This window comes from Chryseobacterium sp. 14P4.3.2 (assembly GCF_057799275.1).
This window is the reverse complement of the sequence record NZ_JBYOKO010000016.1, coordinates 1-24,435: the sequence shown is the minus strand read 5'-3', so window position 1 is coordinate 24,435 and position 24,435 is coordinate 1. Positions and strand designations below refer to the sequence as shown.

At 36.8% G+C, this 24,435-nt stretch carries 15 protein-coding genes; 10 read left to right on the top strand and 5 right to left on the bottom strand.

The window, feature by feature from the left end; translation table 11 throughout:
* Window positions 1-184: 184 nt before the first annotated feature.
* The 5 genes from AC27VX_RS19260 to AC27VX_RS19240 form a co-directional block, all read right to left on the bottom strand.
* A complete protein-coding gene (locus AC27VX_RS19260; protein ID WP_488697379.1) occupies window positions 185-2,011 on the bottom strand; it encodes an alkaline phosphatase in 1,827 nt (608 codons plus the stop codon).
* Between the two features lie 75 nt (window positions 2,012-2,086).
* Window positions 2,087-3,595 (bottom strand): RagB/SusD family nutrient uptake outer membrane protein, encoded by a 1,509-nt coding sequence (locus AC27VX_RS19255; RefSeq protein ID WP_236856325.1) that lies wholly within the window; start codon window positions 3,593-3,595, stop codon window positions 2,087-2,089.
* A gap of 27 nt (window positions 3,596-3,622) precedes the next feature.
* Entirely contained in the window at window positions 3,623-6,511 is a 2,889-nt protein-coding gene (locus AC27VX_RS19250) for a SusC/RagA family TonB-linked outer membrane protein (protein ID WP_488697377.1), read from the bottom strand.
* Window positions 6,512-6,823: 312 nt separating this feature from the next.
* Window positions 6,824-7,231, bottom strand: a complete 408-nt coding sequence (locus AC27VX_RS19245) for a hypothetical protein (RefSeq protein WP_488697375.1) — start codon at window positions 7,229-7,231, stop codon at window positions 6,824-6,826.
* 7 nt (window positions 7,232-7,238) lie between these two features.
* Window positions 7,239-8,690: a hypothetical protein gene (locus AC27VX_RS19240; RefSeq protein ID WP_488697373.1), complete on the bottom strand. Its 1,452-nt coding sequence runs from the start codon at window positions 8,688-8,690 to the stop codon at window positions 7,239-7,241.
* A gap of 169 nt (window positions 8,691-8,859) precedes the next feature.
* Between AC27VX_RS19240 and AC27VX_RS19235 the strand changes: the two genes are divergently transcribed.
* The 10 genes from AC27VX_RS19235 to AC27VX_RS19190 all read left to right on the top strand — a co-directional run bounded on the left by AC27VX_RS19235 (window position 8,860) and on the right by AC27VX_RS19190 (window position 24,286).
* Complete coding sequence (locus AC27VX_RS19235) at window positions 8,860-9,648, top strand: SDR family oxidoreductase (protein WP_488697371.1); 789 nt, start codon at window positions 8,860-8,862, stop codon at window positions 9,646-9,648.
* 190 nt (window positions 9,649-9,838) lie between these two features.
* Window positions 9,839-11,413, top strand: coding sequence for a BamA/TamA family outer membrane protein (locus AC27VX_RS19230; RefSeq protein ID WP_300685301.1), 1,575 nt, complete (start codon window positions 9,839-9,841; stop codon window positions 11,411-11,413).
* 230 nt (window positions 11,414-11,643) lie between these two features.
* Window positions 11,644-14,802 carry a SusC/RagA family TonB-linked outer membrane protein gene (locus AC27VX_RS19225; protein ID WP_488697370.1) on the top strand — a complete coding sequence of 1,053 codons (3,159 nt, stop codon included), beginning with the start codon at window positions 11,644-11,646 and terminating at the stop codon, window positions 14,800-14,802.
* Between the two features lie 20 nt (window positions 14,803-14,822).
* A complete protein-coding gene (locus AC27VX_RS19220) occupies window positions 14,823-16,334 on the top strand; it encodes a SusD/RagB family nutrient-binding outer membrane lipoprotein (RefSeq protein WP_236856332.1) in 1,512 nt (503 codons plus the stop codon).
* A gap of 83 nt (window positions 16,335-16,417) precedes the next feature.
* Window positions 16,418-18,763, top strand: coding sequence for a phosphocholine-specific phospholipase C (locus AC27VX_RS19215; RefSeq protein ID WP_488697369.1), 2,346 nt, complete (start codon window positions 16,418-16,420; stop codon window positions 18,761-18,763).
* A 186-nt stretch (window positions 18,764-18,949) separates the two neighbouring features.
* On the top strand, window positions 18,950-19,528 hold the full coding sequence (locus AC27VX_RS19210; protein WP_236856334.1) for a hypothetical protein: 579 nt from the start codon (window positions 18,950-18,952) through the stop codon (window positions 19,526-19,528).
* 105 nt (window positions 19,529-19,633) lie between these two features.
* On the top strand, window positions 19,634-20,434 hold the full coding sequence (locus tag AC27VX_RS19205; RefSeq protein WP_488697367.1) for a WxL protein host-binding domain-containing protein: 801 nt from the start codon (window positions 19,634-19,636) through the stop codon (window positions 20,432-20,434).
* Complete coding sequence (locus AC27VX_RS19200; RefSeq protein ID WP_488697366.1) at window positions 20,427-23,180, top strand: COG1470 family protein; 2,754 nt, start codon at window positions 20,427-20,429, stop codon at window positions 23,178-23,180. Before AC27VX_RS19205 ends, AC27VX_RS19200 begins: the two co-directional genes overlap by 8 nt.
* Window positions 23,177-23,704: a hypothetical protein gene (locus AC27VX_RS19195; RefSeq protein WP_488697365.1), complete on the top strand. Its 528-nt coding sequence runs from the start codon at window positions 23,177-23,179 to the stop codon at window positions 23,702-23,704. Before AC27VX_RS19200 ends, AC27VX_RS19195 begins: the two co-directional genes overlap by 4 nt.
* A gap of 12 nt (window positions 23,705-23,716) precedes the next feature.
* The gene (locus AC27VX_RS19190; protein WP_236856338.1) at window positions 23,717-24,286 is read left to right on the top strand and encodes a hypothetical protein; all 570 of its coding nucleotides are present in this window, start codon (window positions 23,717-23,719) and stop codon (window positions 24,284-24,286) included.
* The last annotated feature ends 149 nt before the right edge of the window (window positions 24,287-24,435 follow it).

Sequence of the window (24,435 nt, the reverse complement as noted above, 5' to 3'; positions counted from 1 at the left end):
GTTAGATATATTCAGTAAGGCTGCCTCGCTGTTGGGGCAGCCTTTTTTTTACCATCAGGTTATCATTTCCTTCTTACCTTCTTGCAGATGAAGCAAAGTAAACACATAATGGCAGGAAAATCTTTAGGAGATAAAAAAGGCTGCTCCAAAAATGAAACAGCCTTCTTAGTAAAAGAATTAAAAGTTATTTCTGAATACCGTAAGCCGCCAGTATTTTATTGAAGATTTCAGTATTTTCAAAAAGTCCTGTGAACTGTTTGGAATTAGGACCATAAGCAAAAACACTGGATGGAATAGAAGTGTGATCATTGGTACTGAAGTTCCCAAACACCCAGCCTTCTTTAAGGCTTCCATCGAGAAGGGTAAGCCCTCCGGTTTCATGATCTCCTACCACAATCACTAATGTTTCTTTATTTTCATCTGCAAATTTCATTGCTTTTCCAACGATATGATCAAAATCCAGCAGTTCAGTAACAAGCTGCTCAATATTATTGCTATGCCCGCCCCCATCTGTCTGAGAAGCTTCAACCATCATGAAGAATCCTTTTTTATTATTCTTTAAATCATTTAAGGTAAGATCAAATGCATCGGCAAGCCAGTTTCCTCTCCCGTGAGTTATTCTTTGTGAAGCCAATGGGTCAATCACCAATGTCCGGTTGTTTATTTTGGTTACCGCTTTCAGATCCTGATACAAATCAATTTTTGCCTCTTTAAATTTTTGAAGGTTTTCCTGGGACAATCCGCTTGTAGGCCCACCGATCAGAATTTTTGTTTTAGAGGTAACAAAATCTTTCAGAATAGGTTCGGAGCTGTTTCTATTATCAGAATGAGCATAAAAGTCAGCGGGTGTAGCATCTGTGACATCTCCGGTAGAAATAAGCCCTGAAACCATACCTTTATCAGAGATAATATCAGGGATCTGTGCCAGTGCTTTTCCCAAATTGTCTACCCCTACAAATGTATTTTTGGTTTTTACTCCCGTCGCAAAAGCGGTAGATCCCGGTGCTGAATCTGTAATGTAAGCATTGGATGAATTGGTTTTGGACAAACCGGTTGCTTTCATATTAAATACATTCAGCTTTCCTTTGTTTGCCGTAAAGGCGGCATAATATTGCGGCAGAGAAGTCCCGTCCGGAATGAGAAGAATTACATTTTTCACCTTTTTACTGATTCCGTCTGTTTTATAAGTTGGAGTATAGGTAGCGTGCTCCTTTGTATTTTTGTAAAAGTTCTTAGGAATCGTGTTCATGAATTTTTTAAGATCCGGAATATGATCGGTATTGATGTAATCCACTCCCATATCCATAAGATTCACCCAGGCATTAGGAAAATCTGGAGCTCCGTAAAACCTCATCGGCTTTTGCTGGGTATGTGCTTTCTCTACTGCTCCTTTTATCTTTTCTGTTTCTTCATCTCTTGGAATGCCTTTTCCGTTCCACTTTACGAGCCCGGGAAGATCAGCACTGAACATTCCGACTCTCTTTAACTGATCCGAAGAATAGCTTTTATCAAGGTCTCCGTCAAAGTAAAGATAATTCGGATAATTTTTAAAATCACCTGGCTGAGGTCTTCCTCCTGTAATAACAATTTTCACCCCTGGATTGCCAGTAATTTCAGGATATTTCTTCAATATACTCACCAATGCATTCAAGGTTGTTTTATAATCCTGCTTGATATCGATTAGCAATTGTAATTTTTTATTTGCGTCAGGATAAATATTCCCTTTATTGAGTTTTATCTGCTTTGAAATATTGTCCAGATAAAGATTTTCAAGTGTTCTGTCTGCGGAAAGTTCTTTTTCTGTGTGGGCTACCCAAAGTTTGCCTTTAACCAGGAAAACATCTGCTTCAATGGATCCAAAGTTCGCATAATAAGCCTGCCAAAAAGGGATTTCCTGCATATAATCATTATGGGAATGTGCATTCCCTACATTATAATTCAAATAATTCTGTGCCTGATTTTCGGAAAAGACTGCCAAAGCCAGCAATCCCAATATTTTTGATAATTTCATAAGACCTGTTTAAAAAACCATATCATCACAGATATTTCTGCAATGACATAGTGAATACTATTTAAGATTAAAATTTTACCAACCTTCGTTTTGCTTAATTACCCCATAGCTATTAACGATTTCTGCCTGTGGAACTGCCCAAACGTTATGAATTGCAGGATTGAAGTTTCTTGCTGGCCATACTATTTTTCCGTCTATCCCGTGTAAAGGCTGAGCATAGGCTGCCTGAGCGTCTCCCCAACGTACAAGATCTCTGTGTCTGTCTGCCCATTCACCTGCTAATTCGCAGCGTCTTTCATGCTTCAGATCAGCCATTGTACATCCGGTTTTGGAAGCTAGCCCTGCACGTTTTCTAATGAGGTTAATTTCTGCGTCTGCATTTCCGCCTGACATCAACAGAGCTTCTGCCCTGATAAGGATAACCTCAGCATAACGCATAATCGGAACGGCAAGATCTGTACAAGGATAGTCTCCATTAGCACTTACATGGCCACTATTCAAGGTATATTTGAACGCATCCATGTATTTATTAAACTGATATCCTGTGAGAGAGTTAGAAGATGCATATGTTCTTTCTGTTCCGTTAAAAGTAAATTTATCTCCTAGTTTAAGAACGGTTGCTCCTCTTCTAAGGTCTCCGGCTTCATACTCGTCATACAACTCTTTGGTAGGCTGAAAATATCCCCAGCCGTTATATTCTCCCCATCCTTTATTTTCTAACATTACTCCCGGAAGAATGCTTCCCACTGAATTAAATTTTGGCGTACTTGGAATGGACCAGATATATTCTGTACTATAATTATTTTCAGCTTTGAAAACATCTGAATAATTGTTCAAAAGGGTTCTGTTTCCTTTGGTCATTACTTCATTCGCCCAGTATGCTGCATTTTGCCAATCTTTCATAAACAGATATACTTTTGATAAAAGTGCCCATGCCGCTGCTTTATGAGGTCTTCCGTAGTCTTTAGCCGGAAGTTCTGCCTGGCTTGGCAATAATTCGGCTGCTTTTTTCAGGTCATTGACAATGTAATTGTAGTTTTCCATTACATTGGCAGCTCTGGGAATTGGGTTGCTTTCTGGTTCTTTGGTACGGTCTAGAATAGGAATACCTGCCTTTTCATTTCCATAACTGTATGCCAGCTCAAAGTACATTCTGCTGCTCATAAATAAAGCTTCTCCCAAATACTTATTTTTAACCGCCTGTGAAGCCTGAATATTATTAACATTACGAATAACACGGTTTGCAACTCCAATCACTGTATATCTCTTATTCCATTGAGTTTCCAGATCACCTGCTGCGATATAATTGCTGCTAAAATTCTTCACATTATCCGCTTCGCTTTTCGATCTTCCTGTTACCATATCATCACTGGCATTGATAAACCAGAAAAAACCTCTGCCATAAAATTCACTGTCGGAAAGCGGCTTATACATAGCGTTAGCTCCGGTAACCAAATCGTTTTCAGTTTTCCAGAAGTTGGCTTCTGTTGGAGTTCCTTCAGGTTCTATATTCAATTCATTGGTACACGAGAGTAATGATGCGGATAGCCCCGTTATTACAATTATTGTATTGAAAAATTTCATCTTTTTACTTTTTAGATTTGTTTTAGATTAAAAACCGACTTCCAGTCCGAAAATAAATGAGCGCGCCTGAGGATATCTTCCGGTATCAACTCCATAGGTTTCCATTCCTACTTCAGGATCAAAGCCTGTATATTTGGTAATGGTAAACAGGTTATTGCTCGTTACATACACTCTTATTTTATTTACATCAAGTTTTTTGTAAAGCTCATGAGGTAATGAATATCCTACTGTAAGGTTCTTCAGTCTTAGATAAGACCCGTCTTCCACATAGAAATCCGAAACTTTGGAATAATTACCACTTGGATCACCTTGTACCACTCTTGGAATATTGGTATTGGTATTCTGAGGAGTCCATGCATTCAGGATATCCCTGTCCATGTTATAATTTTGCCCTGTTCCCCCTGGGTTTAATGAAATAAATTTTAATCCATTAAATATTTTGTTTCCATATACCCCCTGGAAGAAAACATTAAGATCAAAGTTCTTCCATGTCATATTGTAGGATAGTCCGTAAGAAAATTTAGGATATGGATTTCCAAGGTTTACAAAATCATTGTTATTCAATACTCCTGTATTTCCATCTTTCTTCAGAAATTTAATATCCCCCGGTTTAGCATTGGGCTGAATAAGGTTACCGTTGGCATCCTTGTAATTATCAATTTCTGCCTGGGTCTGGAAAATTCCGTCAGTTCTGTAGCCATAATAAGAATAGAGAGATTCTCCTACTTTTATGCGGGTAGGTTTCAATACTCCTCTCACGTTATTACTGTTGATAAAGATCTCATCTACACCCGCCAATTGCTTCGCCGTATTTTTTAGTTGACTAAAAGTAGCGCCTATTGAATAGGTAAAATCACCTGTTCTTTTACTGTTATAATTGATTCCTAATTCAAATCCTTTATCCTGAAATAACCCAGCATTCACATATTGATCAACGTAAGCGGTTGTACTTGAAAGGTTAACATTGAAGATCTGATCTGTAGAGTTTTTAACAAAATAATCAAACTGAAGTGATAGGCTGTTCCGTAAGAATGAAGCATCCACTCCAAAGTTAGTCTGCTCCGATTTACCCCATTTTAGATCCTGATTTGATTTTGTCGTGGCATAATAAGCAATATTCTGTGACGGGTCCTGTCCGAAAATAATATTATTATCACGTATCATTAAAGGGTTAACAGCCTGATAAGAAACACCTCCCAAATTTCCTAAAATACCGTAACTTCCTCTTAATTTCAGATTGGAAAGCCAGGAAATATCGTTCATAAAGTTTTCTTTGGAAACCACCCATCCTCCAGAAATGGAATAATAATTCGCAAACTGATTTTGTTTAGATACCAAAGAGGTACCATCTCTTCTTCCCAGCAAACTGATCATATATTTCCCTGCATAGTCATAGTTGACTCTTGCCAGATAAGATATCAGAGACTGCCTGTATTTGTAACTGTATACTTCCTTATTGGTATCTGCAGCATTCTGAAGATACCTGAAAGCTTCTGCTTCACTTCTAAAATCAAAAGCTTTTGCCCTGAATCCATCTTCAGTTGTTTTCTGAAAAGTAAAACCTGCAAGAAAATCAAAATTATGCTTACCTGTTGTTAACTTATAAGTAAGAAGCTGCTCGGCAAGAGAAGTGGATATATTATTAGATTGATATTCCAGACTATTGGTATCAAATATTTTCCCGATCTCCAATACTCTGGGAGTAAATTCTTTAACATTTCCGATCTTAAATGTCTGGGAAAAATTAGAACGGAATTTTAAATCTTTAGCTAAAGCAATTTCTACATAAGGGTTGATCAAAATCTCATGTGTTGGATTTTGAATGCTGATCCTTTTAAGATAAGCAACTGGATTGATCATATCTCCATACCCTCCTGCCACATCAATTGGTAATCCGGAAAAAGCTCCCGTGGAGGTATATACCGGAACATTGGGTGGATAATACATCGCGGCAACCAAAGCTCCTGTATAACCGTTCTTTGTGTTGGCTGTATTCCCCTCGGAGAAATTATAATACATATTCTCCCCGAATGTCAGCCAGTCTTTCACTTTATGTTCAGAGTTTACCCTGAAATTATATCTTTTTGCCTGAGTGTTCAATAAGATCCCCTCAAGATTTCTGTGATTCATACCTACAAAGAATCTGGATTTTTCGCTTCCTCCACTAAGGTTTACATTATATTCCTGGATGGTTCCTGTACGGAAAATTTCTTTCATCCAATCTGTTCTGGTGATTCCACCATCAGCATATTTGTCGGAATTGAAAGCTAGTGGAAGACTATTGAGTTTTCCTGCATTAGTATATGCCTGGCGCATCACGTCCTGGAATTCTGCTGCATTTAGAGATTCTCTCAGCCTCCATGCCTGATTGGTTCCGTATTTAACATCAAAATCAATGGTCAGACTCCCTTTTTTACCTCTTTTTGTGGTAATAAGGATTACTCCGCCGGAAGATCTTGCTCCGTAAATGGCAGCAGCAGCATCTTTAAGCACAGAAATATCCTGAATATCATTAGGATTAATGGCAGGAGTTCCGTTAAAAACCACTCCATCCACCACATAAAGAGGAGTTTCTCCGTTCACTCCTCCCAAGCCACGGATATTCACTTTAGGCGAGCCATTAGGATCTCCCCCTTCATTCACTACCGTCACTCCGGCTGCTTTTCCCTGAAGCACTTCTCCTACTCCAGATAAAGATCTTGAACTAAGCTTATCCAGCGACGCCTCTGCAACAGCACCGGATACTTTACTTTTCTTCTGGGTTCCGTATCCTATAACGACAACCTCATCGATGTTTTTTTCCTTTAAGCTGTCTTTTTTTTGAGACAGGAACATCGGCGAAGCAGATATTGCACCAATAAGTAATACCCTACCCGTTAAATAAGTTACTGAGACAGGGATTTTAAATACATTCATGACATCCTTTTTAATTAGATGCAAAATTAGACCAGCACTTCCCCTCTATTCATTAAGATTTCCTTATGTTTTTATTAAGAAATTTTAGGCTTTTTAAATCACTCTACCCAAGAGCGAAATCATAATAATCTTATTACCAACACTATAAACAAATAAAGTAATCATTCCATTTATCATCTTCAGCATGAGGAATATTAAGTTTCTTTTAAGTTTAACTAGGTAAAAAGAAGCACTAAAAAAATAACCTCTGATTTTTCAGAGGCTATTTTGAATGTAATAATGTTTATTAAGATGGATCAAGAAAAAGTAATTTTATCTATAGACAATTATATCTTTTATGATCTTACCTCCATAGAAAACTCGCTCATCATTGGTAAAATAAAAATTATTCTTCTTTTCATAATATTCTGTGGCATTTCTTTCAATTGGATCTACCCATTTGATTAATAGTGTAATTGCATTATTAAATCCCATTTCTTTATTTGCAAATTTAAATCTTGAGTCAGCAGATATTGTTTTTTTTCTACCCATTGAAAATGACCAAGCTGTTTTAGGCTGTATCAAAGTCATATCATTTAAAAGTGTTGAAAAAGGTTTATTAATATAGTTTGCTTTACTTGCTTCAAACTGTTTTAAATAGTTTAAAGTATCCAACTGAGCATTGATCAAAATATTTCCCAGTAATAATATAAATACAGTTATCATTTTATTGTTTTTCATATTTCATTTATTTTAAATTACAATCCGGTGTCTGCTTATAAGTACTTATTGATAATGGAACTCCGTTTACGTTTATATTATTTTTATTCTCTTCCACAAATATAGAACTAAAGTTTCCTGAAGAATCAGCCTGACTTAAAGTAGCTCCCACATCATATTTAGATAAAACGAATGCCATTCCATTAGCCAGTGCATCATCTTGAGAATATCCTTGATTGATAAACTGTGTCATTGCACTTTCAAAGCTTACATATATAGGGGAAGTAGTCTGCCAATGTGAGGTTGACATATCAAGATTACTACCTGCAGAATAATTTGCTACAAAATTGGCATATTTTACAGGATCAATAATTGTTAAAGCATAACCTATCCCACCGTTTGCAAAAACAAAAAAAGTTGTGAAATTTGAATTAATAGCATTCGCCCCCTGAAGCGAATAAATATCACCTGCAGAAAAACAGTTATACAAATCTACTGTATGAGTATGAACTCCTCCTTCGATGGACAGATTAGGATTATTAGCCTGGACTCCTACCTGATTTCCTGCTGTAGATGTTTTAATTGGCGTAGTATCATAATTTCCATTAGAATCTTTTCCATATGAAAAAGATTTTTCATTAGTATCTGTACTTAAAGTACCTGTGATCTCTCCTTTTGCGGCTGCAACTTTAGCTTTATTTATTAGTTCTTTAGCTTTAGTATTACTTTCAGAGGCTTTTTGGCAGGGATCTTTTGGTTCTGGAGGATTTCCACCACAATTCTGGAACATAGAACACCCTCCGGTTGGCGGTGGTGTATTTCCTCCACCGCCACCTTGTCCGGGATATATTCCTACTTCGAAACTAGGTAAGTAGGGCCCCCGTGGTGGTGGAATATTAATTTCTCCAATGTCACATGGATCTCCCGCACTTCCTCCGCAAGGTCCAGTATCTTCATCTACTCCCCCACGCGAACCATAAGCTGTTTTGTTAATATAAGCAGAACGAAACCTCTCTAAAACCATTTGATTGTATTCTTCGTTTTGAGTAAGCGTTCCAAATGTTACAAAAGTTTCCGCATTACGAAGAGCTCCTACTATGATACCTGTAACGTTTCTATTTTCTACAATAGGAAAATACACCCATATCTGTCCATCATCTAGCTTTATAGGCTGGGAGGATATACTGAAGTCAACATACTTCAATGCAACACTACTTTTCTGCAGTGTAAAATTACTTTCAGAAAGTTTTAGTCCGGTAAAATCAGAATTATGAATCCGATCATATTCCTTAAAAAGAAAAGCAAAACCATTAGGGTAATCTACTTTCCCACTAGCAGCAGGGCGGCTAAATACCTGGAATTTGTTGGAATAATATTCTTCATCTTTGGAAGATATATATTCATCATTGGTTCTGCAGGATTGCAAGAATACGGATAAAGCAATCAACAGCACAAGCCGTAAAATATTTTTTTCCTTCATAAGCATTTTGTTTTTAGCTTGTCAAATATAATATTTTTCCACAACTGATGAATTATCATAGATATTTCTGACCTATTTTAGAAAATCATGATCTATTTTCGGATATGATCTATAGCTGAGTTCATTATTCTTTTTTTACATTTGCTGAAATTAAAATCATACGAATTAAATGACCATTATCATCACAGGAACCTCATCAGGAATCGGATTTGCACTGGCCGAATATTTCGGTAAAAAAGGACACAAAGTATATGGACTAAGCCGGAAACATACAGAAAGTCAGTATTTTCAATCGATCCCGACGGATGTTACCAACAACAATGCTGTTCGGAATGCTATTGCTGAGGTGCTAAAAACAGAAACCAGAATTGATGTACTGATCAATAATGCAGGTATGGGAATGGTAGGCGCTGTAGAAGATTCTACAAAAGAGGAAATCTCAAAACTTTTCAATCTGAATCTTATAGGACCTGTTCAAATGATGAGTGCAGTACTTCCTAAAATGCGTGAAAATAAATTCGGAAAAATCATCAATGTATCCAGTATCGGAAGTGAAATGGGACTCCCTTTCCGAGGATTCTATTCTGCTTCAAAATCTGCTCTGGACAAGGTAACGGAAGCCATGAGATATGAGGTTTATCCATGGAATATTGATGTATGCTCACTTCATTTGGGAGATATCAAAACCAATATTGCCGACAACAGAGTAATTACTCAGGTTTCTCAGCCGTATAAAAATATCTTTGACAAAGTGTATGCCCTGATGAATTCCCATGTGAATGAAGGAACAGAACCACTGGAAGTAGCAGAATACATTGAAAAGCTTTTAGGAAAAAATAAATGGAAAGCTCATTATTATTTTGGTAAATTCGGGCAAAAAATTGGTGTTCCTCTGAAATGGATACTTCCCCAGGGAACTTATGAAAATTTAATGAAGAAATATAATAAACTGGACTAGTTTCAGTTTTATAAACAGTTATTTAATTATTGTATTTTTTGAACCATTAGAAAGTAATAAGCAGTTAAGAATTATTAAGATGAACTTTTTTAAAATAAGAATGATTCATTTTAACTCGATTAATTCTAAAATGATCTTAGTGGTTTAAGCAAATTGAGCATTGAAATTATTCCTTAAAATATTTTTTGTAATGTTCTGCGTTTTTACACAAGCGCAGAAGAAGCATTATTGGCTGATTGATACAGAAACTAAAGTTAGAAAAAAAGTAAAAGATTCTGTCTCCGCAGTAAAATTCCTGGACTCTCTGGCTCAGAATAATTACTTCTTCACACAGCTGAAAAATGTAAAAATAAAAGGTGACAGTACCGAAATTTTCTACGATAAAGGCAAGAATTTTAATGAAACGTATGTTGACCTCTCGGACTCTCTTGTTCAGAAATTAAATATCCGGAAAGATTTTTTTACTAAAAATTTAGATTCTACTAAGAAGAGCATTAACAAAATTTATATTGAAGACGGATATTCCTTCAGCAGAATCAAGTCTAAATATAAAGGGCAGAAAAATGGATTCCCTATCGTGGAGCTTGATATTAATAAGAATGATAAAAGAACGATCGACGGTTTTGTTGTAAAAGGATATGAAAAGGTTCCAAGAAGATTCATCAAAAATCTGGAAAAGGAATTTAAAGGAAAGAATTATGATGAAAAAAATCTTCTATCTATCAACAAGAATTTTCAGAGTCATCCTTTCTTAACACTGGAACGGCAGCCACAGACGCTATTTACCAAGGATTCCACGAATATTTACTTATTTTTGGAAAAGAAAAAAACCAATACTTTTGACGGAGTTATTGGCTTTGGAAATGATAAATCCTCCAAATTCACTTTAAATGGGACCATGAACGTCAATTTCAGAAATATGTTCAATGGTTTTGAAACGGTTAATCTATACTGGCAGCGGAATCCGGATAAAGGGCAGACTTTTGACCTGCAGGTAGATATTCCTTATCTTTTTAAGTCCAATGTAGGGATGAATAGCAAGGTCAATATCTACAGACAGGATTCTACTTTTGCTAATGTAAAATTCCTTCCTGCGTTTTATTACCATCTTAACAACCGCAATAAAATCGGTATAAGAGGAACTTTAGAGTCATCTACTATTATTGATACATTATACGTTCAGGGAAAAGATTACAACAAACAAGGGATCGGGGTCTGGTATGAAATGACTGAGCCTACAGATATTGATCTTTTTCTGTATAAAACAAAGATCACTGCCGGATACGATTTCTTAACGACCACCTATACCAAAGATAATATCAAAGCAACCCAGAATCAGTTTTACTTTTATGGTGAGCACAATTATCATATCTCCGGAAATCATTTCCTCAATATAAAAGGCGAAGGCCGGATGATGGATTCTAAAATGGAATTTTCCACCAATGAATTATTCCGGTTCGGAGGATGGAATTCCTTACGGGGATTCAATGAAAACTCTCTTGCCGCCGATTTTTATTATTATGGAAGTTTAGAATACCGGTATTTAATTGGCAATCAGGCCTTTTTTGACGTCTTTGGACAGTACGGGCAGCTCAACAACAAATCGCTGAATCTCAAGCCAAAGCTCTACAGCGTCGGGCTTGGATTCAATTTCTTTATTCCTATAGGCTTAATGAGTTTCCAGCTTTCGAATGGTAATGAGTTTGGAAATCCGTTTAAGTTTAATGATATCAAGATTCACTGGGGAATCTTAAGCAGGTTCTAAAAATTAAATTAGTACGAGAAAAGACTTCTAACTTTTCATCTACTTCTTTATCCTTTTTTCATTACTATTATTAATATGTATAATAAAGCAAAAACCCTGATATAACAGACGTTTACCAGTTTACCATTATATTAATTATATCTGTTAAAGAATATTAAAATCGTATTTTTATTGTAATACAGTATTAAAATACTGGTAATAATACACCGCTAAATTTGCCTTCAAAAAAAATGAAGAAAACACTAGCTACTTTTGCCGTTTTTTTACTTCCTCTTTATTTTACTGCCCAGGAGATTAATATTTCCGGAAATGTAAAATCTGAAAACGGCTCAAGTGTTTCCGGTGTCAGCATTACTGATAAAAACACAGGAAAGACCGCTACTACGGATAATAATGGTAATTTCACTATTTCTGCCAATCCTAAAGATATTCTTGAATTTTTTGCTCCGGATTTTTCTGTTTATACTGTTGAGGTTTCTTCAAAAAAACAATATTCGGTTGTTTTAAGAAAAGCTAATGAAAAGCAGATTGAGGGTGTTGTAATTACTGCTTTAGGAATTGCCAAGAAGAAGGAGAAAATTGGATATTCTACTCAGGAAGTAGGAACGAAACAGTTTGAAACCATTACTACTCCAAGTATAGGAAATCTATTCTCAGGGCAGGTTGCGGGTCTTAGTGTATCTAATCCAACAGGGATGCAGCAGGCCCCCCAATTTACATTGAGAGGAAATTCCAACGTGATTTTTGTAATTGATGGTGTCATTGTTGAAAAGGAAGTTTTTCAAAATTTAGATCCCAACAATATTGAAAACATCAACGTACTGAAAGGGGCTACAGCTTCTGCTTTATATGGTTCAAGAGGTCGCTACGGAGCTATTCTGATCACCACTAAAAGTGCCAAAAAGAAAGGTTTCTCTGTAGAATTCTCTCAAAATACAATGATTACGGCTGGGTTTACCAATCTTCCAAAAACCCAGACAGAGTACGGAAACGGATCTCACGGGAAGTACGAATTCTGGGACGGAGCTGACGGTGGAGTAAATGATGGAGATATGATCTGGGGGCCAAAATTTGTTCCCGGACTAAAAATCGCTCAATGGAACAGCCCTATCAGAGATAAAACGACCGGACAGGTAGTCCCTTGGTATGGAGCCGTGGCAGGCACTCAGTATGATGATAAATCAAGGTATGAAAGAGTTCCTATTGACTGGAAATATCACGATAACTTAAGTACCTTTTTAAAGCCTGCAGTAATCAACAATAATAATTTTGCAATCAGCTACAGGGACAATAAAGACACCTATCGTTTATCAGGGAACTTCATGAATTATGATGACAGAGTTCCCAATTCATATCTGCAGAAATATGGAATCAATTTCTCCGCTGAAAATCATCTTGGGGATAAATTGATTTTTAATACAAAATTCAATTTCAATCAGGCTTTTACACCTAATGTTCCCAATTATGATTATAATCCCAGCGGACATATGTATACCATTCTTATCTGGATGGGAGGTGATGTAGACGGAAAGGCTCTTAAGAATCATATGTGGATTCCCGGAAAGGAAGGAAGAGCACAGGCCAACTGGAATTATGCCTGGTATAACAACCCTTGGTTCGGGGCTGAATATTATAAAAATCAGAACAGAACCAATATCATCAATGCTCAAACAGGATTAGAATATAAAGCCACTAAAGATCTTTCGGTAAAAGGTAAAGTATCTATTGTTGAAAATCACAGCAAGGGAGAAATATTCAGTCCTTATTCTTATTTCAATTACAATGCGCCAAGAAGTGGAGGATATATTTTAAAAGATGATAAAACCTGGAACCTCAATTATGATGTCTTAGCCACTTACAAGAAAAAAATATCTGATAATTTCGATTTCACCATCAATGCCGGAGGGTCAACATTCTACTATAAAAATAATACGAATGAAACTTCCACAGACGGATTGAAAATTCCGGAATTATATACGTTTGAAAACTCTATAGGAGCACTTAAAAAGTATAAATACCTGAAAGAAAAGCTAATCTACAGTGCTTATTCAACAATCGACATCGGATTGTATAATGCGTTCTTTATTAATATTTCAGGCCGTAACGACTGGTCTTCTACGCTGCCAAAAGCCAACAGGTCTTACTTCTACCCTTCAGCATCCATCAGTGCAGTAATTTCCAATCTGGTAAAAATGCCGGAAGCTATTAATATGCTGAAGCTTTCTGCTTCATGGGCAAAAGTAGCCTATGATTTTCAGCCGTATTCTATCAGAAATTATTATCTGAACAACAAAGGAATCACTTTCAATGGTAATCCCACTTATTACTATCCTACTATACTCAATGTAGAAAATTCTTTGAAGCCTGAGCAGACAAAATCTTATGAACTGGGATTAAGTGCAGGTTTCCTGAACAACAGAATTACATTAGATGCTACTTATTTCAGAACATTGGATTATAACAACATCCTGGAGTTCCCTGCTGCTGAATCATCAGGCTTTACCTCTCAGTATGTAAATGGCAATGAATATACAACCAAAGGGTTTGAAATCTCTCTGGGGTTGGTTCCCGTAAAAACAGCTGATTTCACATGGAAAACTTTAATCAACTGGAGTACTTATGAGCAAAAGCTAACTTCTATTTACGACAATATGCCCAATTATAAGAATATTAAGCTGGGTGAAAGAATGGACAGCTACTATGATTATACCTGGCAAAAATCTCCGGACGGAAAAGTAATTCTGGATGCCAAATCAGGGATGCCAACAAGAGCGAATGCTCCAAGCAACTTAGGGCATTTCAACCCGGATTGGACGTTTGGATTCAACAACAACTTTAAATATAAAAAGTTCTCTTTAAATATTGGAATTGACGGTAGTATCGGCGGTGTCATGAGGTCGCAGGTCGTTGAAAAAATGTGGTGGGGAGGCAAACATCCTAATTCAATTGCTTACAGAGATCTTGAATATGCCAATCCCGGGAAGTACTTCTTTGTACCGGATGGTGTAAACTACAATCCAACTACAGGTCTTTATACTCCGCATACACAGGCAATAAGCTTCCAGGACTGGGCTCAGAACTACCCTTATCAGGCAAGAGTAACGGAAAGTGAAAGTAAGGAATTTGCTAACGTTTTCGACAGGACTTTCATTAAGCTAAGGTCTGTAGTTCTGGAGTATGATTTTTCTTCATTACTGAATCCAAAAGGAATGATAAAAGGTTTCACAGCCAACATCTCTGCCTATAATTTGGCAATGTGGAAAAAGTCAAAAAATCTTTATTCTGATCCTGACTTTCAAATCAGATCAGGAAGAGACGGAGATGTCAGCAACGATATTCAGGATCCTTCCAGCAGATGGTTCGGAATCGGATTCAATCTTAAGTTTTAACTAAAAAGTACGGTATTACAATGAAAAACAATATAAATAAGGCAGATAAATCAGCCAGATGGCTTACTATCAAATCTCTGATGCTTGCAGGAGTATTAGCATTAACTTCCTGTAAATCCAACTTAGATACAATCAATGAGAATCCTAATGACCCTTCAAGTGTAGATCCTACCTATCTTCTTACCTACGTTTCAAAATACACTTTCCAGGTGAATGGTGATAATATGTATGCGTCAAGAATGATGATTGGTACTGATGGCGAAAATGCCTATCAGTATATGAAATGGAATGATGCATCGTTTGAAATTTATACAAAAGGACTCCTGAATACGGTAAAAATGATGCAGGAGGCCGAAAAAAGAAATAATAAAAATTATGTTGCCATTGGAAAGTTCTTCAGAGCTTATCATTTCTTTAATATCAGCTTAAAGGTAGGCAGCATTCCTTATTCTGAAGCAGCAAAGGGCGAAGCCGGAATTACCCAGCCCAAGTATGACAGTCAGGATGCTGTCATGTCCGGAATTTTATCAGAATTAAAAGAAGCGAATGATCTTATTAATACCAATGATAAAATTGAAGGCGATATTATCTACAACGGAGATGCTTCAAAGTGGAAAAAACTGATCAATTCGTTCCGACTGAAAATTTTGATTACCTTATCTAAAAAAACGACTGTAGGAAATTACAATATTGCCACAGAATTTGCATCAATAGCGGGAAGCCAGCCTTTAATGTCTTCCATTGCAGATAATGGTGAACTTAAATTTGCAGATGCAGCAGACAGCAGGTATAGTATGTTCAACAACAGTGGATATGGTTCCAGCTTATATATGGCAGATTATTTCATTAATATGTTCAAGGACAGGCATGATCCCCGTTTGTTCACCTTTGCAGCACAGACTACAGGAGCTAAAGAAGCCGGAAAAGCAATTACCGATTTTACAGCATACAACGGTGGAAACCCTACCTCTCCTTATTCTGACAATGCGGCATTGATCACAGCAAAAAACATTTCTAAGGTAAACGATCGTTTTTATAAAGACCCTACTAATGAGCCTTCGTCTGTACTGAGCTATCCCGAATTAGAATTCATTTTAGCCGAAGCTGCTGCCAGAGGATGGATTTCCGGATCTGCAAAAACACATTATGATAATGCTATCAAAGGAAGTTTCAATTTTTATCAGACCTATGTGAAAAATCCGGGACAATATTTCTCAGGTTTTGATGTAAACCAGTATCTGGCAACCCCTTTGGTGGTTTATAATAATGCTGATCCGTTACAGGTACAATTGGAAAAAATCATGACCCAAAAATATATGACCATGTTCCATCAGGCACAGTGGACCTCTTATTATGATTATCTGAGAACCGGATATCCTAATTACCCTTTAAAGGCAGGAGTGGCTGCACCGTTCCGATTCAGATATCCACAGTCGGAATATAATTATAACAGCAGTAATTTGAAAGCTGCTCTAGCAAGCCAGTATGGAGGGAATGATAATATTAACTCTAAACCGTGGTGGTTACAGTAGAAATCTGATTATTTTTATACACAAACAAAGAAACCGCAGGAAAATCCTATTAACTTGCGGTTTCTTTCTTATTACGATTGAACATGAACAGAAGAGAATTTTTAGAAAAATCAAGTATTTTATTAGCAGGATTGGGAACTTCAAGTGTTCTGCACCCTTCTATTTTAAAAGCTTTAGCAATCGACCCGGCAGCCCAGTCTACTTTTTATGATGCAGAACATGTCGTAATCCTGATGCAGGAGAACCGTTCATTTGATCATGCATTTGGAGCCCTTAAGGGGGTTCGTGGCTTTTTGGATAAAAGAGCTTTTGTAAAGCAAGACGGACATTCCGTATTCTTTCAGAAGGAAAACTCTGGAAAATATGCTGCTCCAGCCCGTCTGGATCTGAGAAATACCAAAGCAACATGGATGAGTTCACTTCCTCATTCCTGGGAAAATCAGCAGCATGCTCTCAATAAAGGAAAATATGATCAGTGGCTTCAGGCAAAAGCTTCGGGAAATAAAGATTATAAAAATATCCCATTGACGTTAGGATATTATAACCGGGAAGATCTCCCTTTTTATTACCAGCTTGCCGACGCTTTTACGATATTCGATCAGTATTTCTGCTCTTCACTTACCGGAACTACTCCGAACAGATTGTTCCTCTGGTCCGGAACCTTAAGAGAGCAGCAAAACGGGAAGGCAAGGGCCAATGTAGTGAATGAAAATATTGATTACGACAAAGCCAGACAAGCCAAATGGAAAAGTTTCCCTGAAATTTTGGAGCAGCAGAATGTCTCATGGAGGATTTATCAGAACGAAGTAAGCCTTCCAAAAGGAATGTCCGGAGAACAGGAGGCGTGGCTAAGTAATTTTACAGATAACCCAATTGAATGGTTTTCAAAATATAATGTAAAGTTTTCAAAAGGATATTTTGAAAATATTCCCAATATCATTACCTACCTTAAACAGGAAATTGAAAAAAATCCTAAACAGAAAGAAAGACTGGAAACCCTCATTTCCGAATTGCAGGAAGATCAGGTAAAATATCACCCGGATAATTATTCAAAACTATCAAAAGAGGAGAAAAACCTTCACGAAAAAGCTTTCACTACAAACTCTAATGATCCTGATTACTGGAATCTGGAGATTGGAAAGGATGAAAACGGAGAAAGACTGGTTGTACCTAAAGGAGATGTTCTGTTTCAGTTCCGTAAAGATGTAGATGAGAAAAAACTTCCATTGGTATCATGGCTGGTTGCCCCTGAACATTTTTCTGATCATCCAGGATCACCTTGGTATGGAGCATGGTATATTTCAGAGGTTTTAAATATTCTGACCAAGGATCCTGAGACCTGGAAAAAAACAATATTCATCATCAATTACGATGAAAACGACGGATATTTTGATCACGTGCTTCCATTTGCACCGCCCATTAATCCAAGCCAACCGGTTGATATGAACGGAAAAGACGGTGTGGAGTATGTCGACAGATCGCAGGAATATATGTCTAATCCTTCTTTAAAAGATTATGAAAAAGTAGAAGGAACAGTAGGTCTTGGATACAGAGTTCCAATGATCATCGCTTCTCCTTGGACGAAAGGAGGTTTCGTAAATTCTGAAGTTTCAGATCATACTTCCGTATTGCAGTTTCTGGAGAAATTCATCATGAAAAAATTCAAAAAAGATGTTCATATTGACAACATCAGTGACTGGAGAAGGGCAATATGCGGAGATCTTACATCAGCATTCAACTCATCAAATGTAGCTGCCCCTCAGATGGATTATCTGAATCAGAAAGAGTATGCTAAAACCATTAACGCCGCTAAAAATAAACCGGTCCCTGATTTGAAATGGTATTCTGAAAGCGAGCTTAATGACGATTTGCTTGAGATTCAGGAACGAGGGTTGAAGCCTTCCAATCCATTACCATATCATTTCCATGTGAATTTAGAAGCTGGAAAAATAAAAATGGTGAATCTGAAAGAGAATGGAGTTCCTTTACTGGTTTATGACAGAACTCAATTCAGCAATAGCAATTATCATTTTTCTTATGCTCTATATTCCAGACAGGAACTAACACATGCGGTACATTCGGGAGCATATGATTACGAAGTTTTTGGTCCCAATGGCTTTTTCAGGAAATTCCAGGGAAGTATTTCACCAGAAATAGAGATGATTTTAGAGAATATGACCTCAAAAAATCAGGTAGAACTGATCATTAGAAACAACAAAAAGAAAAATATTTCTATCAGCCTGGAAGATCTGTATGGTAAAACTAACAGGACTATATCATCACAAAAGCCAGAAGATAAAATATTTCTTGATCTTAGCAAAAATAAAGGGTGGTATGATTTTAAAATCACTCACGAAGACCGGCTATGGCATTTTGCAGGAAGAATAGAAACTGGAAAAGTTTCTGTTTCTGACCCTCACTGGGCATAGAAAAAAATTAGAGTTATTTTGAAAAACCCGTACCTACCTGTACAGGTTTTTCAATAGCCAATAGTGAAATATATCTCAACTATATTGCATTACTTTAAACAAATAAACAACAATATAAAAAATATAATATATTTTTTTCACAGTAAGCTGAATTTTGTTATATTCACTTAACTAATTCTCAGCATCATGAAAAAACTAAAATTAACAATTGCAATGTCATTATTTGCAGTTGCTGTATCCGCAAGTTTAAGCGCTCAGGATACCAATACGGATAATCATACGATTACGATTTCTATCCCTGAAGTCGCTTTAGTAGATATTGAACCTTCTGCTACAAAAAACATCACACTAGGCTTCACCGCTCCAACAGAAGCAGGGAATCCTCTTCTTCCGGCAGCAGCTAATACTACATTATGGCTTAATTATTCTTCCATCAAATCTGTTGCAGATCCTACACGTAATGTGACTGTAAAAGTAAATGCCATCATTCCTGGAGTAGATATCCATGTAACTGCTGCTGCAGCCACCGGATCCGGAGCTGGTACATTGGGATCATCTGCTGGGTTATTAACTTTAAGTGCGGCTGACCAGACCATTATTTCCGGTATTGGAAGTGCTTACACAGGAAATGGTGCCAATAACGGGCATAATCTTACCTATGCTCTTGCAGCAGGAAGCGGCCCTGGAGGAGTAGCAGCTTATGCAGACTTACAGGCAACAGCCACTACAGTAGCAACAGTTACCTATACAATATCAGACAATTAGAATTTAAATAAAATTCTATTCTGCCCTTTAAAAAACAAGGAGAAATTGCATACCAGTTTCTTCCTGTTTTTGTATTACCTATAATTTAATGACAAACTTTACATGATGATAAAGCGTATTCTTCTCTTGATCACCCTGATTTTGCAGTTCAGCTTTTTACATGCCGGCATTGTGATTCTCAACGGGCTTACGCATTCCTACAAGGTAGAAAACGGAAAAGTTTATAAAGGAAAAGTTGCGATTGAAAATACCAGTAATAATCCTCAAAGTGTAAAATTATTTTTACAGGACTTTAGTTATAATGCTGATGGAATGACCCAGTACACTGCACTGCAAACCAATAAAAGAACTAATGGAAATTGGATTAAATTCAACACGAATTTAGTCACCCTGAAAGGTAAAGAAAAAACAGAAGTATTCTATGAAATTACGGTTCCCGATCAGGTTGCAAATCCTGGCAGCTACTGGAGCGTAATTATTGTGGAACCTGTAGAAGATATCAAACCCAGCGATAATAAACCGGGAGTGAGCATCACTTCTATAATACGCTATGCCATTCAGGTCATTACAGATTATGAAGGCGAAAATGCTAAACCGGAGCTTAAGTTCGAAAGTGTAAAAGTAGAAAAAGAAGAAGGAAAACAAACTGCAAAAATTGCAATATCCAACAACGGAAATCTTTATTGCAAACCTACGGCTACTATTGAGATCTATAACCGTAAAACAGGAGAAAAAATTGGAAATTATTCCAGTATAACGATGGGATTGCTGCCTTCTACCTCCAAAACATTTTATATTGATATCAGTAAAGTACCACCGGATAAATATAAGGCTACTATAATGGCCACAGACGAAGAAGAGAATGCTTTTGCGCTCAATGTGGAACTAGAAGTAAAAAATGATTAGAACCTGGACATTATTATTTATTATCCTCTTATTCCCGGTATTTACTTTTTCTCAGAATCAGTCACACCGATTGATCAGTAAAAAAGATAGCCTAATGCCGGGAATGTCTACTTCTGTTCCATTTCCATTGGAAAATATCTCATCAGAAAACAAAGTCTATGACATTGTAGTTACTACTTCGACCCTCAATATTACACCTATTTTAGCAAAGGGAGAATTCCAGATTTCCCCTCAGGAAACTTCAGTATATCTGGTTCCCTTGAGGGTTGCGGCAGAAACTGCACAGGGGGATTACTCAGTCACATTACATATTACTGACCGTTATAACGGCATGTCTTTTTCAAAAATCTCAAAAGTAACCGTTTCCGGAAACAGAAAATTATTACTTACCAAATTAGACTCCCCTGAGTTTGTAAGAGCCGGAGAAACCATCCATTCTTCATTTCTCTTAAAAAATAATGGCAATGTCACGGAAAATCTTACTCTGGAAAGTAAGAATGCTGCTCTTGATCAGGATGCATCAATTGTTTTAGGCCCTAATGAATCCAAAATAATTACGATACATAAAGTAACCAATCCTGAAATCAGGCAAAATGAATTTCAAAATCTAAATCTTTCGGTATATAGTAAGGACAATCCCAAAGAAAATCAGGATCTCTATGCAAGTACTCAGATTATATCAGTGAAACCATCGGAAAACGATATCTATCACAGAATTCCTGTTTCAGCATCATTATCTTTCATTGGAATGAAGAATATGGGGGTTTATCATGATGGATTCCAGGGTGAGATTTATGGTAAGGGAACTTTGGATAAAGAAAATAAAAATCAGATTGAATTTCATGCCGCCACACACAATCCTGTAGAATTGAATTCATTCACTCAGTACGAAGAATATTTCGTCAACTATAAACGGGACAATCTTTTTGTACATCTTGGTGATAAAACATATTCCTCTTCCTACTTAACGGAATTCGCAAGATATGGCCGCGGAGCAGAAATCCGTTATAATTTTAATAAAGTGAGCCTGGGTGGATTTTACAATCATCCCAGATTTTTCAGGGATATTAAAGATGAAATTAATATTTATTCAGCTTTCAAGATCAGAAAAGAATCAGAAATTTCTGTTGGATATCTGTACAAAACTCCAAGAAAAGAAGAAATTAATTACGGAGATGTAAGATTAGATTCAGATGCTCATCTTCCCTATGCTAAAGGTAAATTCAAGATTTCAAGAAATATTAATCTTTCTGGAGAATTTTCCTACAGTGCTACAAAAAAAACAGAAGGAACGGCTTATATAGTACAGGCTGAAGCTATCTTTCAAAAGTTCAATGGAAATTTAATGTATATGAAAGCAAGTCCTGACTTTGCAGGATACTTTACCAATACCAATACTTTTAACGGTAACATCTATTATAATATCACGAAAAAAATCAGTGTCTTTGCCAATTATATGCAGGATGCCCGAAATTTCCAAAGGGACACTCTATTACTTGCCGCACCTTACAGAAAATACTTTCAGTATGGGCTACAATACAAATACCATCTTAATGGTTTTATTACACTCAATAACGGTTATCAAAAATATCAGGATCGCTTAGAGCCCCGACAGTTTGACTATTATGAGCGGTATCTCAAAATCAGTATTAACCAGCAGATCGGAGTATTTCAGATCAATCTTGACGGGCAGTTTGGTAAAACAGACAACTATCTTACCCAATTTAGTGGGAACTCCAGTCTTTATTCTGCTAATCTTTCATTTCAAAAATTCAGAACTTCATTTAATGTATTCGGAAGCTATGCGATCACTTCAAGGTATCAGCTGCAAAATCAGAAAAACCTGTATTATGGAGCGAGAATATTCAGCAGATTTTCGGACAAGACTAATCTGAGCCTTTTTTATCAGAATAATTATATGCCTGAGGAATATTTCAGAGACAGGAATTTATTTGAACTTCTGTTTCATCAACAGTTATTTCCGGGAAATGATCTTGATCTTTCCGGAAGATATTCTTTACAAAGAGGAGAAATAGGAAACAAAGATTTTATATTTTCAATGCGCTATACCTGGCGTCCTAATGTCCCGGTACAGAAAGTAGCTGAATATATTACTTTATCAGGCAATATTCGGAATCTTGGAATTAAAAAAACAGACGGGATAAGGCTAATGCTGGGAAGCTATCTGTCTGTAACGGATAAAGAGGGGAATTATCTGTTTAAAAATGTAACTCCCGGTAATTATTTTCTGGAAATAGACCGGTCAACCACAGATATTAATGATATCCCGACATTGGCATTTCCTACTGCTCTTTCTCTCATAAATAAAGAAAACATCTTCAATTTTGGATTAACTACCGCCGCTGATATAAAAGGAAATATTCAATTTGCAAAAACTGAAGAAAGGAATCAGACAGATGTTTCAGAATTGTTGCATAGAAAAGAAAAAGCGAAAAAAGAAAGTATCATTGTAGAAGCGGTAAGCAATGATCAGACTTACCGTAAAATATGCTTTATAGGTGAAGATTTTGATTTTACTTATCTCCGGCCCGGTGACTGGACCGTTAAAGTTTACCGAAATGGTCTTGATAAGCGTTACAAAATCTCAACAGATAAGTTCCAGTTTACTTTACAGCCTGCGGAAACAAAAAAATTAAGTATCCATGTTGTCAAGCAGCAGATAGAAATCAAATACCAACAGGAATCCTTAAAAGTAGGATATAACGAAATAAAAAAGAAGAAATGAGTTTAATCCGTTCCATAGTATTAATAGCCTGCGTTCATTTATCCTGTTCAATATATTCTCAGGCGGGTAATGTTACGCTAACTTTACCCATCGTAACCTTAATGGATATTGAGCCCTCAGGAAATATTACATTAAATTTTACGGCCCCTACAGAAGCTGGTAATGCCTTAGTTAATCCAACTCCCAATACTACAAAATGGATTAATTACAGTTCCGCAATAGCTTCGGGAGGGCTGACCAGAAGAATAACGGCATCCGTAAACACTGTCATTGCTGGATTAAATATCACACTACAGGCTGCAGCTGCTTCCGGAGCAGGGGGAGGAACGTTGGGAACACCCTCAGCTCAGGTTACTCTTACCACTACACCAGTTACTATTATCAGCGGTATAGGAGGTGCTTACACGGGCAATGGGACCAGCAATGGCCATAGGCTTACCATTTCATTAGTTCCTAGTAGTTATGCCCTTTTAGCAAATAGAACCAATACTTCTATTTTAGTTACTTATACCATCACAGAATAAAAACTGAAAAAAATGAAGATTTACAGTCACTTCCTCAGAGAAACGCTCTTAAAAATATACCTATATCTCATTCCCTTACTAATTAGCATATATGTAAGAGCACAAACTATCACTCCTGCCGGAAGTACCTGGGCTGTAAGTGTACCTGCCATTACAGAAGCAGGAGATAATTATACAGGGACTTATCAAAGTGCAAGTAATGTTATCATTTTATCCGGAAATCTACCGGGTTCTTTTCTAAATCTTCTTTCGAGCGGTGCTGCCAGAGTAAGTACGCATTATAATGCTACTACATGGAACAGCAATCTACACCTCTATGCCAAAAGAGCTGGAGGGAGTACCACAATCAATGGAATCTGTGTTCTCTGTACCGCCACTATTAATGGCGGAACTACTTATACAGAAATACCACTGGCCACTGCCGCTTCATTTTTCACGATAAACTTTACCGGAGTTTTGGGGCTTGGTAACAGTGTAAATTTTTCGGCTATCAGTGTACAGTTACAGATAGCGGGTGTTTCCGTAACTGTTCCTGCTGCTTCATATAGTGCACAGATTGTTTTTACAATTGGCGCGAATTAATTGAAAGTGAAAAATTGAGAGTTTAAAATGGAGAATGAATCTCTCATGATGACTTATGAGTCTGAATAAGACTGTGTATGGGATAAGTACGGTTGATGGGGTATGTCAGCGTTCTTGTTGTATCATGTTCTCTAAGATTTAGAGGGGTA

What these genes read in the sequence shown, in the direction of transcription:
- AC27VX_RS19230 (WP_300685301.1), top strand. Translation starts at nt 9,839, where the DNA reads ATGTTCTGCGTTTTTACACAAGCGCAGAAGAAGCATTATTGGCTGATT.
- AC27VX_RS19190 (WP_236856338.1), top strand. Translation starts at nt 23,717, where the DNA reads ATGAAGATTTACAGTCACTTCCTCAGAGAAACGCTCTTAAAAATATAC.
- AC27VX_RS19195 (WP_488697365.1), top strand. Translation starts at nt 23,177, where the DNA reads ATGAGTTTAATCCGTTCCATAGTATTAATAGCCTGCGTTCATTTATCC.
- AC27VX_RS19250 (WP_488697377.1), bottom strand. Translation starts at nt 6,511, where the DNA reads ATGAATGTATTTAAAATCCCTGTCTCAGTAACTTATTTAACGGGTAGG.
- AC27VX_RS19205 (WP_488697367.1), top strand. Translation starts at nt 19,634, where the DNA reads ATGATAAAGCGTATTCTTCTCTTGATCACCCTGATTTTGCAGTTCAGC.
- AC27VX_RS19255 (WP_236856325.1), bottom strand. Translation starts at nt 3,595, where the DNA reads ATGAAATTTTTCAATACAATAATTGTAATAACGGGGCTATCCGCATCA.
- AC27VX_RS19245 (WP_488697375.1), bottom strand. Translation starts at nt 7,231, where the DNA reads ATGAAAAACAATAAAATGATAACTGTATTTATATTATTACTGGGAAAT.
- AC27VX_RS19260 (WP_488697379.1), bottom strand. Translation starts at nt 2,011, where the DNA reads ATGAAATTATCAAAAATATTGGGATTGCTGGCTTTGGCAGTCTTTTCC.
- AC27VX_RS19215 (WP_488697369.1), top strand. Translation starts at nt 16,418, where the DNA reads ATGAACAGAAGAGAATTTTTAGAAAAATCAAGTATTTTATTAGCAGGA.
- AC27VX_RS19210 (WP_236856334.1), top strand. Translation starts at nt 18,950, where the DNA reads ATGAAAAAACTAAAATTAACAATTGCAATGTCATTATTTGCAGTTGCT.
- AC27VX_RS19220 (WP_236856332.1), top strand. Translation starts at nt 14,823, where the DNA reads ATGAAAAACAATATAAATAAGGCAGATAAATCAGCCAGATGGCTTACT.
- AC27VX_RS19240 (WP_488697373.1), bottom strand. Translation starts at nt 8,690, where the DNA reads ATGAAGGAAAAAAATATTTTACGGCTTGTGCTGTTGATTGCTTTATCC.
- AC27VX_RS19225 (WP_488697370.1), top strand. Translation starts at nt 11,644, where the DNA reads ATGAAGAAAACACTAGCTACTTTTGCCGTTTTTTTACTTCCTCTTTAT.
- AC27VX_RS19235 (WP_488697371.1), top strand. Translation starts at nt 8,860, where the DNA reads ATGACCATTATCATCACAGGAACCTCATCAGGAATCGGATTTGCACTG.
- AC27VX_RS19200 (WP_488697366.1), top strand. Translation starts at nt 20,427, where the DNA reads ATGATTAGAACCTGGACATTATTATTTATTATCCTCTTATTCCCGGTA.